The organism is uncultured Shimia sp., assembly GCF_913054185.1.
Taxonomy (GTDB): Bacteria; Pseudomonadota; Alphaproteobacteria; order Rhodobacterales; family Rhodobacteraceae; genus Shimia.
The window spans coordinates 1-7,507 of sequence record NZ_CAJXIV010000138.1 but is presented as its reverse complement, the minus strand read 5'-3'; the positions used below and the strand labels follow the sequence as shown (position 1 = coordinate 7,507).

At 56.3% G+C, this 7,507-nt stretch carries 7 protein-coding genes and 1 pseudogene; 5 read left to right on the top strand and 3 right to left on the bottom strand.

Annotation, left to right across the window (positions count from 1 at the left end; translation table 11 throughout):
• The 3 genes and pseudogenes from QZ517_RS19115 to QZ517_RS19105 form a co-directional block, all read right to left on the bottom strand.
• Positions 1–296, bottom strand: a pseudogene (locus QZ517_RS19115) (rod shape-determining protein MreC); the annotation flags it as partial.
• 79 nt (positions 297–375) lie between these two features.
• Positions 376–1,416 (bottom strand): rod shape-determining protein, encoded by a 1,041-nt coding sequence (locus tag QZ517_RS19110; RefSeq protein WP_283426973.1) that lies wholly within the window; start codon positions 1,414–1,416, stop codon positions 376–378.
• A gap of 165 nt (positions 1,417–1,581) precedes the next feature.
• Entirely contained in the window at positions 1,582–2,220 is a 639-nt protein-coding gene (locus QZ517_RS19105; protein WP_294230322.1) for a TorF family putative porin, read from the bottom strand.
• 206 nt (positions 2,221–2,426) lie between these two features.
• Here QZ517_RS19105 and rlmJ point away from each other — a divergent pair, with 206 nt between their 5' ends.
• The 5 genes from rlmJ to QZ517_RS19080 form a co-directional block, all read left to right on the top strand.
• Positions 2,427–3,206 carry a 23S rRNA (adenine(2030)-N(6))-methyltransferase RlmJ gene (gene rlmJ, locus QZ517_RS19100; protein ID WP_294230319.1) on the top strand — a complete coding sequence of 260 codons (780 nt, stop codon included), beginning with the start codon at positions 2,427–2,429 and terminating at the stop codon, positions 3,204–3,206.
• Positions 3,207–3,428: 222 nt separating this feature from the next.
• Positions 3,429–4,988, top strand: coding sequence for an arylsulfatase (locus QZ517_RS19095; protein WP_294230325.1), 1,560 nt, complete (start codon positions 3,429–3,431; stop codon positions 4,986–4,988).
• Positions 4,989–5,079: 91 nt separating this feature from the next.
• Entirely contained in the window at positions 5,080–6,072 is a 993-nt protein-coding gene (locus tag QZ517_RS19090; protein ID WP_294230316.1) for an HAD family hydrolase, read from the top strand.
• On the top strand, positions 6,072–7,067 hold the full coding sequence (locus tag QZ517_RS19085) for a MoxR family ATPase (RefSeq protein ID WP_294230313.1): 996 nt from the start codon (positions 6,072–6,074) through the stop codon (positions 7,065–7,067). Before QZ517_RS19090 ends, QZ517_RS19085 begins: the two co-directional genes overlap by 1 nt.
• Positions 7,068–7,079: 12 nt before the next feature.
• The coding region (locus QZ517_RS19080; protein ID WP_294230311.1) for a DUF58 domain-containing protein at positions 7,080–7,507 on the top strand (428 nt) is incomplete at its 3' end.

The window sequence follows — 7,507 nt, the reverse complement described above, 5'->3', positions numbered from 1 at the left end:
GCTTCTTTCCAAGCTTTCATATCCTGCAACTCACGGCGCAGATCGCGGTTCTGTTCGACAATGCGGGTGTAGCTTTGGAAGTTGCGCAGCATGTTGATCGCGCCGGTGACGGGCGCCATGGCCCAGTCAAAATTTGGCACCACAGTATCGGTGATCTGGGCGCGGAAGCGTTCGACGCGCGGGCTGTCGATGCGCCAAATCAGGAAGACGCCCAACAGCAGCAGGATCAGCACACCCAGAAGCAGCCGCCGAAGCGGTGCCGAAAAATCTTCGCTCTGGGTGCGATCTTTGGCCAAGGTGCCTCCGGATCAGAGATGGTGGGCGTTATGCTACACCGCCGGAGGGCTGACGCCAAACCGGCGCTGAGAGGCCGGGTTAGCTGTCGTAGTCAATCGCGTGGCGCAGTTGTTTTTCATACTCCAGAGCTTTGCCGGTGCCCATAGCCACGCAGTTCAAGCTTTCGTCAGCAATCGAGACGGCCAGACCGGTTTGCTCGCGCAGAGCCAGATCCAATTCACCCAGCAGGGCGCCGCCGCCGGTGAGCATGACACCACGGTCAACAATGTCGGCGGCCAAATCCGGAGGCGTGGCTTCCAACGCGGTCATGACGGCTTCGCAGATTTGCTGAACCGGTTCTGCCAAAGCTTCGGCGACTTGCGCCTGAGAGATTTCGGTTTCTTTGGGCACACCGTTCAGCAGGTCGCGGCCACGGATCATCATGGATGTGCCACGACCGTCGTCCGGCATACGTGCGGTGCCAATGGAGGTCTTGATGCGTTCAGCCGTGGCTTCACCCACCAAGAGGTTCTGTTGACGGCGTAGGTAGTTGATAACCGCTTCGTCCATACGGTCACCGCCAACACGCACGGAACGTGCATATACGATGTCGCCAAGAGACAGAACGGCGACTTCGGTGGTGCCGCCGCCGATGTCGACAACCATGTTGCCGGTGGGATCGGTGATTGGCATGCCCGCACCAATGGCGGCTGCAATTGGCTCTGCCACAAGGCCTGCGCGGCGCGCGCCAGCGGACAGTACAGATTGGCGGATCGCGCGTTTTTCTACGGGGGTGGCGCCATGGGGCACGCACACGATGATTTTTGGTTTGGAGAAGGTGGAGCGTTTGTGCACCTTGCGGATGAAGTGTTTGATCATTTCTTCCGCAGTGTCAAAGTCGGCAATCACACCGTCGCGCATGGGACGGATGGCCTCGATACTGCCTGGCGTGCGGCCCAGCATGAGCTTGGCATCTTCGCCCACGGCGAGCACTTTCTTCACGCCATCTTTGACGTGGTAGGCCACCACAGAAGGTTCGCTGAGAATAATACCTTTACCCTTTACGTAGACCAGCGTGTTTGCGGTCCCTAGGTCGATAGCCATGTCGGATGTAAACAGGCTGCCCAATTTTCCCAGCATAAGATTTTGTTCCCCCAAAAATTCCCAAAGCCCGCGACTCTCTCGAGTCCGAGCGGTCTTCTTATAGGAAGACATAGGCGGTTGTTAAAGACCTGTGATAAATCAAAGGCGACATTCCGCCGCGAGGGGTGGCCAAAGCTTGGCCACCCACAAGGACTTGCGCTTTTAGAAGGCAAATTTCAGCATACCAACAACCCCTTCGTCGTCGCCATCACGCCCGTGATAACGCATGTCAAACGAGATGGTGTCGGTGAAGGCGTATTCGGCGCCAACATCCCAATAATACTCGCTGGTCGCGCCGTCATCGACTCCGTAGCGGGCGGAGGTGCGCCAGCGGTCGCCTATGTCGTAGCCAACCTGCGCATAGCGGTTGTAATTCTTGTTGGACCAATCGTAGGCGGCGTAGCCTTTGACATACATGGCGTTGTCAAACGCATAGGTCAGACCCACGGCGGCTTCGCTCCTGTCGTAGCCGGTGTCGTCGTAAGACTTACGCACCAAACCAAGGTCATAAGAAAGGTTATTGCCCACGTTGGAGCGGTACCCTGTGTAAAGGTCGTATTGCCATTTGTCGTCTGTACCGATGTCGACGTTGGAGCCCCATGCTCCAAAATAAAACCCACTGTTTTCCACTTCGACCCAAGGTTGGATCGCAAAGCCATCGGACTTTGAAACACCAGAGTCGATGTAGTCGGACGTCATGTCCGCGCCGTATGACCAGTTCCAGCCTTGTGCGGCGGCGCTGGTGGCAAAGGCAAAGGGAGCACAAAGCGCAGCGGCGCAAAGGGATGTGCGATAGTTCATGGGTCGTTCCTCTCATGCGTGAGTGGTGTTTTTGTTTTTTGCGAGACTTGCCTGTCTCGAGACGCATGTGGCGGTCGCGACCAAGGTATTGAAGACGGGCGCAAAAAGCCGCTTAGGTTTGGGCGGGAAGTTGCAAAAAACAGGGGTTTTGATGCGCCAAAAACTGCCGTCTGGGCTTTGGCGCTCAGGCAGGCTATTGAAAGCCCATGCTGAGTTACCAACACATCTACCACGCCGGCAATTTGGCCGATGTCCAGAAACACGCGCTTTTGGCGGTGATGCTGGACTATATGGGGCAAAAGCCCAAGCCGATGAGCTATTTGGAGACCCATGCGGCGCGTGGCGTGTATCAGCTTGATGACGCCGCAGCAGTGAAAACCGGTGAAGCGGACGCAGGCATTGGCAAAGTCGAAGAATGGTTTGCCCCGGATCATCCCTACATGCGGGCGCTATCTGCTGTCCGGGACCGGCATGGTGCGGCTGCTTATCCGGGCTCGCCTGCAATCGCGCAGGCGCTGTTGCGGGCAGAAGACAGCATGCAGCTGTGTGAACTGCATCCACAAGAGGTGTCGGCTCTGCGGCAGACAATGCGCGGCAGTGGGGCGAAGGTGCATCAGAAAGACGGGTTTGAGACCGTGATGGGGATGTGCCCGCCCACACCACGGCGTGGGGTGCTGCTGATTGATCCAAGTTATGAGATCAAAAGCGACTACAAAACCTTGCCGGGCTGGATCGCCAACCTGCACCGTAAATGGAACGTTGGTGTGATCGCATTGTGGTATCCGATATTGCGCGATGGCGCCCATGAGCCGATGTTGGACGCGCTTGAGGACAAGGGCTTTCCGAAGGTCTTGCGGCATGAGGTGGAATTCCCCCCTGCACGAGAGGGTCATCGTATGATAGGATCGGGTATGTTCATCATCAATGCGCCTTATGGGCTTGAAGCGGAGGCGCAGGACCTGACCGAGAGGTTTGTGAGCCTCTGACCTCGTCAATGCACCACGCTTGACGGCATGGTTTCACTTTCGCCTGAGTTGCGTTTCATATTGTGAAATCCACAATTTTATAAATGAATTCAATTGACACACCCTTGTAGGTTGCGCACATTTTCGGCGTGGTGCCTGAGGGCTTTTGGTCGCCATGTTTTCAGCAAAGACTGCTTTCAGGTGTGCATTTTTTTAGGGAGTTTTGTTATGGGTCTGAACCCAATGAGAACTGTCCGTCAGATTTCAGCGGTGTCCGTTGTGCTGGCGACAGTTGCGACCGCTGCGGCGGCGCAAGATAAACCCAACATTCTTGTGATTTGGGGGGACGATGTTGGGCAATCCAACATCTCTGCCTACACCATGGGTATGATGGGGTACCAAACGCCAAACATCGACCGTGTGGCACAAGAGGGCATGATTTTCACCGACTACTATGGTGAGCAGTCCTGTACTGCGGGCCGCTCGTCCTACATCATGGGCCAGTCTGTGTTCCGCACAGGCCTGTCCAAAGTTGGGATGCCTGGTGCCAAAGAAGGCATGCAAGTGGAAGACCCAACCATCGCTGGTCTGCTGAAAGCAGAAGGCTATGTGACGGGGCAGTTTGGCAAAAACCACTTGGGTGACCTCGATGAGATGCTGCCAACCAACCACGGGTTTGATGAGTTTTTTGGCAACCTGTACCATTTGAATGCGGAAGAAGAGCCGGAGAATGAGGACTATCCTCAGAATCCCGAGTTTCGCGAGCGGTTTGGCCCGCGTGGCGTGATCAAGTCCTCGGCTGATGGCACAATCGAAGACACCGGCCCGCTGACCAAAAAGCGGATGGAAACTGTTGACGAAGAAACCGTTGCTGCGACGATTGATTTTATCAAGCGCGCCAATGATCAAGGTCAGCCGTTTTACGTTTGGTGGAGCGGCACGCGGATGCACTTCCGCACGCATGTCAAAGACGAGATGCGCGCCAAGGCAGATGAAATTGCCGGCAAACACGTGGATGAGTACACCGCGGGCATGATCGAACATGATATGCATGTTGGTCAGCTGCTGGATGTGCTGGACGAGCTTGGCATCGCAGACAACACCATCGTGCATTACTCCACCGACAACGGTCCTCACATGAACAGTTGGCCGGACGCGGCGATGACACCGTTCCGGGGTGAAAAGAACACCAACTGGGAAGGTGGTTGGCGTGTGCCATCCATGGTGCGTTGGCCTGGCAAAATCGAAGCCGGTGCTGTGAGCAACGACATCATGCACCACATGGATTGGCTGCCAACCTATGTGGCCGCTGCGGGTAACCCGGATATCAAAGCGCAACTCAAAGAAGGTGGTGTTCAGGCCATTGGTCGTGAGTACAAAGTGCATCTGGATGGCTACAACTTCCTGCCATATCTGACAGGGGAGTCTGATGAGGCGCCGCGTCATGAGATTTTCTACTTCTCTGATGATGGCGACCTGACGGCGCTGCGCTATGACGATTGGAAAGTGATCTTCCTTGAGCACCGTTATCCGCAAACCCTACGGGCTTGGGCAGAGCCATGGACAGAGCTGCGTATTCCGCTGTTGTTCAACCTGCGTCGGGATCCATATGAGCGGTCCAACATCACCTCGAATACCTACTGGGATTGGTATCTGGATCGTGTGTATCTGCTGTTGCCGGCATCGGCCTATGTGTCTGACTTCTTGGCAACCTTTGAAGAGTTCCCGCCACGTCAAAAACCGGGCAGCTTCACCATTGGTGACGCCAAGGAGAAGATCTTCAGCCAGATTGGCTCTAAATAAGATCGTAATACGTAACACCCCTTCCGGCCAACCTGGTCGGGAGGGCATTTTTTCGACTGAGGGCTGGCCTCGTCGCAATTTGGATGGTCCCATGACTTTGTTGAGTTCAATTAAAACAACCTGTTTGTCTCTGGTTTTGATCGGTGTTGGTAGCGTTGGGTTTGCAGACTCGTTGCCGTCCTGGCACGGGGCGTCCAAGGACAGGATCATCAGTTTTGTTGAGGCGGTTTCCGAAGTTGATGGGCCAGATTATGTGGCACCTGCGGATCGGATCGCGGTGTTTGACAATGACGGCACGCTTTGGGCCGAGCAACCGATGTATTTCCAATTGTTTTTTGCGCTGGACCGCGTGGCCAAGATTGGTGCCGAAGACCCATCCAAGTTGACCAGTGACGTTTTGAAGGCTGCCGCTGCGGGTGACATGGAAGGCGTTGTGGCAGGGGGTAAAGAGGGGCTGATCGAAATTTTGGCGCTGTCCCATGCCAACCAGAGCCTTGATGAGTTTTCCGCCGATGTGGCGGCTTGGGTTTCGGAGGCAAAGCATCCGACCACGGGACTCGGCTACGACGAAATGACCTATCAGCCGATGGTGGAATTGCTGCGCTATCTGCGGGATGAAGAGTTTAAAACCTACATTGTGTCCGGTGGGGGCATTGATTTTATGCGGGTCTTTGCTGAGGACGTTTATGGCATTCCTCCAGAGCAGACGATTGGCTCGTCGCTGACGTCTACTTATGAAGTGGTCGATGGGGTGCCGACAATTATCAAAAATGATGCGCTGTTCTTCAACGACGACAAAGGGGGCAAGCCGGTTGCGATCAACCATCATATTGGCAAACGGCCAATCATGGCAGTTGGCAACTCAGACGGTGATTTTGAGATGCTGGAGTATACCACGTCGGGCGAGGGAGCGCGGTTGGGAGTGTATATTCACCACACGGATGGCGAGCGCGAGTGGGCGTATGACCGGGAAGGGCACATTGGGGTGCTCAATCGCGGGCTGGATGAGGCTGAGGGTCGCGGCTGGGTGCTGGTGGATATGAAAGATGAGTGGACACGCATTTTCACCGGCGAGGCTGAGTGATGGGCGCATTGGACGAAATCAACGCACTGCGTGATCGCATGGGCGAAAGTATCATCGGGCAGCGTGATGTGATTGACCGGTTGCTGATTGGGCTGTTGGCCAATGGCAACCTGCTGCTGGAAGGCTTGCCGGGTTTGGCCAAGACCCGCGCGGTGAAGGCCTTGGCGAAGAACCTGGAGTGTGACTATTCGCGCATCCAGTTCACGCCTGATTTGTTGCCAGCGGATGTGACCGGCACGGAGATGTATGTTCAGGGCGCCGCAGATGGGGAGCAGTTCCGGTTCCAGCCGGGGCCGATTTTTGCCAACGTTGTGTTGGCTGATGAGATCAATCGCGCACCAGCAAAGGTGCAGGCGGCGTTGCTGGAAGCCATGGAAGAGCGGCAGGTGACGGTGGCTGGCACAACACATCAGATGGAGCCGCTGTTCATGGTGATGGCGACGCAGAACCCGGTGGAGCAAGAGGGCACTTATCCGCTGCCAGAGGCGCAGATGGACCGGTTCCTGATGCATGTGAACATTCTCTATCCACCGCTGGAAGACGAGATCGAAGTGATCCGACTGGTGCGCGGTGAGGAACAGGCGCAATTGATCGAACAGACTGGCAAAAAGGTTGCGAAAGCGCCGCGTGATCCAATTTCGCAAGACGTGGTGTTTGAGGCGCGGCGCGAGATCGCAGGTCTGCACTGCGCCGAAGCGATGGAGGTCTATATGGCCACGATTGTGCAAGCCACACGTACGCCGGAAGCTTTTGGGGAGAACCTCGCCAAGTGGATCGAGCTAGGAGGCAGCCCACGGGCGTCCCTGGCGCTGGATCGCTGTTCGCGGGCGCATGCCTGGATGAAAGGCCGTGACTATGTGGATCCGGAGGATATTCAGGCGATTGCACCGGATGTGCTGCGCCACCGGTTGGCGCTGAGCTATGAAGCACAGGGCAGCGGGGTGTCCGCAGATGATGTGGTGGCCGAGCTGTTGACGCTGGTGGCGGTGCCGTAGGCGGAGGAAGCCATGCGAAATCGGGCAGCCTTATCCCGCGCAGGTGTTGCGCCAGACAGATCAGTGACCGATGCGGTTGCTGATCCGCGCATTCATGTGAGCTTGCAGGGATTGCGGTCTTTGGAAGCAGCATCACGCGCAATTTCGTTTTTGCCAAACCAACCGGCGCGGTCCGCGTTGCAAGGCCGACATCGGTCGCGCATTCGTGGGCGGGGTTTGGATTTTGAAGATCTGCGGGATTACCTGCCGGGGGATGATGTGCGCGCGATTGACTGGAAGGTCACGGCGCGGGCCGGGACGCCTTATGTGCGGGTCTACACCGAGGAGCGGGATCGCCCGACCCTGATTGTGGTCGATCAGCGTATGTCGATGTTTTACGGCACAGTGCATAATACCAAGGCGGTCACAGCTGCGGAATGTGCGGCGATTGTGGCGCATCG